Source organism: Bacillota bacterium, assembly GCA_012837285.1.
GTDB lineage: Bacteria > Bacillota > DTU030 > DUMP01 > DUMP01 > DUNI01.
Genome location: DURJ01000037.1, coordinates 1 through 2,724 on the forward strand (window position 1 = coordinate 1; position 2,724 = coordinate 2,724).

Sequence of the window (2,724 nt, forward strand, 5' to 3'; positions counted from 1 at the left end):
TACGAGCTGGAACTTTGACTATTGTCCAGGAAGGTAAACACCAAAAGTTTGTTCCCCAGGTACAGCAGGTAACCTTCAGTGCTCAGGAAGCAGTGCGGAAAGGTCAGGAGGTACTTTATATAACGGAACGGGCCGTGTTCCGGCTGGAACAAGAGGGCCTGGTTCTAATCGAGTATGCTCCGGGCCTGGATACCACTGCTGACATTATGGCACAGGTAGGTTTCCCCGTCTGCATAGACGCCAAGGCTCGTCCTATGAACAGCAGCCTATTCCGGGAAGAACCGGTCGGACTAGCAAAAATCATAGCCACTAGATAAGCACATAGGGGGAGAGACTGTTGAGGGGAACATGGTATAATAACAAAGAAATGGTCACTACAGATGTTCTAGTTGTCGGCGGTGGCGGCGCGGCGGCTCGAGCAGCTCTGGCGGCGAGGACTGCTGGTGCCACGGTGCGACTCGTGACCAAAGGGAAAAACATGGCTGATGGCTCGACAGTAACAGCAGTCTCTGAATTATTTGCCATTGGAGCTGCTCTGCGCCATGCTAATGACCAAGACTCCCCGGAAATCCATTACCAGGATACTCTTCGAGCCGGGGAAGGATTTATTAACCCAGAATTGGTTCGGATTTTAGCCGAAGAGGCACCGGAAAGGGTTTTAGAACTCAAAGAATGGGGTGTGCCGTTTCAGCACGAGGGAAACTATTTAGCCCAACGGTTAAGCGACTTTGCTAGTTATCCGCGGGTCTGCTGGGTAGAGGACGGAGCGACAGGGCGGGAGATCGTGCGGGTACTGCTAGGAAAGCTGAAAGAGCTGGAAGTTCCGATAGATGAGGAAGTAATGATTGTTCAGCTGTTAGAGAATGAAGGGTCAATTTGTGGTGCCGTCGGCCTTGAGGCAGTCACCAATCGCCTTATTGTGTACCGGGCTAAATCAGTAGTACTGGCCACCGGCGGGGCTCAGCAACTGTACAAATTTAATGTCGGCAGCAAAATGATGACCGGGGATGGTTATGCCTTAGCCCTGGATTTGGGTCTACCAGTAATTAACATGGAGTTTGTCCAGTTTGGTCCGGGAATGATATACCCCAAAACACAAGTTCTCTCCGGTCCGATTTATCGTCTGCAGCCACGATTGTACAATGGCGATAACGAAGAATTCCTCCATAAGTACCTGCCTATGACAGTTACAGAAACTGAAGTTTTTGCAAACAAAGCTTTCCCTTTCAGTGCCAACAACATATCGAAATACCTCGACCTTGCTATTTTTCAGGAGGTCAAGAGCGGTCGCAGTACTAAACACGGTGGCGTACTTCTTGATCTTAGAAGCAGCTCAGCCGATCTGATGGAGACAATTCCGATCACCTGGAAGCGCCTTCAGGAACTCGGAATAGATCCCCGGGAGCAATGTCTGGAAGTGAGTATCATAGCCCAGTGTATGAACGGTGGAGTACTGATGAAGGATCCCAACGGTGAAACCGATATTGACGGTCTTTTTGTAGCCGGGGAAGTGGCAGGTGGGGCCAGGGGACCGGACCGGCCTGGCGGTAATTCTTTGGCTGAATGTCAGGTGTTTGGCCACAGGGCTGGCTGGGCAGCAGCCCAGAGGGAAGGCTCAGGCAGGTTTATCGAGCTGTCAGTCAGATGGGCAGAAGCCGGATTAAAGAATCGGCTCAACAATGACTCTGGACCTGCAGCCGGGAAACTAAGGCATGAAGTCCAGCAACTGATGTGGGACAATTGCCTGGTAATAAGAGATGAAGCAGGTCTGAAGCGAACCATGGCGAGATTGGAAGAATTGACTGAAATGGCCTCGTCAGGTTTTAGCAGGGGCACCGAGACGCCTTTTGTGGCTTTGGGAACTGCCAACCTAATCACAGTAGCCCGAACGGTTGCTCTATCAGCTCTGCTCCGCCGTGAGAGCCGAAGCACTCATTACCGGAAAGATTATCCTCAGCCGGGAGGATCGGAATGGGTCAAGAGCCTGCTCATAAGGCAAGCAGCTGATGGCAGTCTAACAGCTACTAACAAGCAATGGGTGGAGCAAATAGAGTAAGGAGTTGCAATACAGAAGGGAGGAAGAAACACCAATGCCAAAGATTGTAATCCTGGATGGTTACACCACAAACCCCGGTGACCTTTCTTGGGAGAAGCTGGAGGCACTGGGTGACCTGATTGTGTACGATCGTACGCCAGCTGACCTGGTTGCTAACCGTATCGGCGACGCCGACATTGTCTATACCAACAAAACACCCATTACTAGGGCAACACTAAATGCTTGTCCCAACTTACGTTTCATTGGTGTCTTGGCTACAGGCTACGACATCGTTGATGTTAAGGCGGCCAAAGAGAAGGGAATTCCTGTCTGTAATATCCCCACCTATGGCACCGCCGCCGTGGCTCAAATGGCAATCGCACTGCTGCTGGAAATTTGCCACCACGTGGCGGCACACAGCGAGGCAGTCCATAACGGTGACTGGACCAACAATCCGGACTGGTGCTTTTGGAACTATCCCCTCATCGAGCTAGCTGGGAAAACCATGGGGATCATCGGCTACGGCCGGATAGGCCAAGCCACCGGAAGGATTGCCAAAGCGCTGGGCATGAGAGTCATTGCCTATGACGCCTTCGTAGAGGCAGAGGAATGCGTAGATCTAGATACACTGCTGGCTGAGTCTGACGTCATCGCTTTGCACTGTCCATTGCTACCTGATACAAAAGGCA

Annotated in this window: 3 protein-coding genes; all 3 read left to right on the forward strand. The window is 51.5% G+C overall.

Features of this window, described 5'->3' with window-relative positions:
- Nucleotides 1-14: 14 nt before the first annotated feature.
- Nucleotides 15-317: a hypothetical protein gene (locus tag GX016_02315; protein HHT70399.1), complete on the forward strand. Its 303-nt coding sequence runs from the start codon at nucleotides 15-17 to the stop codon at nucleotides 315-317.
- Between the two features lie 20 nt (nucleotides 318-337).
- A complete protein-coding gene (locus tag GX016_02320; GenBank protein ID HHT70400.1) occupies nucleotides 338-2,056 on the forward strand; it encodes an FAD-binding protein in 1,719 nt (572 codons plus the stop codon).
- A gap of 34 nt (nucleotides 2,057-2,090) precedes the next feature.
- On the forward strand, nucleotides 2,091-2,724 hold a 634-nt coding region (locus GX016_02325), incomplete at its 3' end, for a D-2-hydroxyacid dehydrogenase (GenBank protein ID HHT70401.1).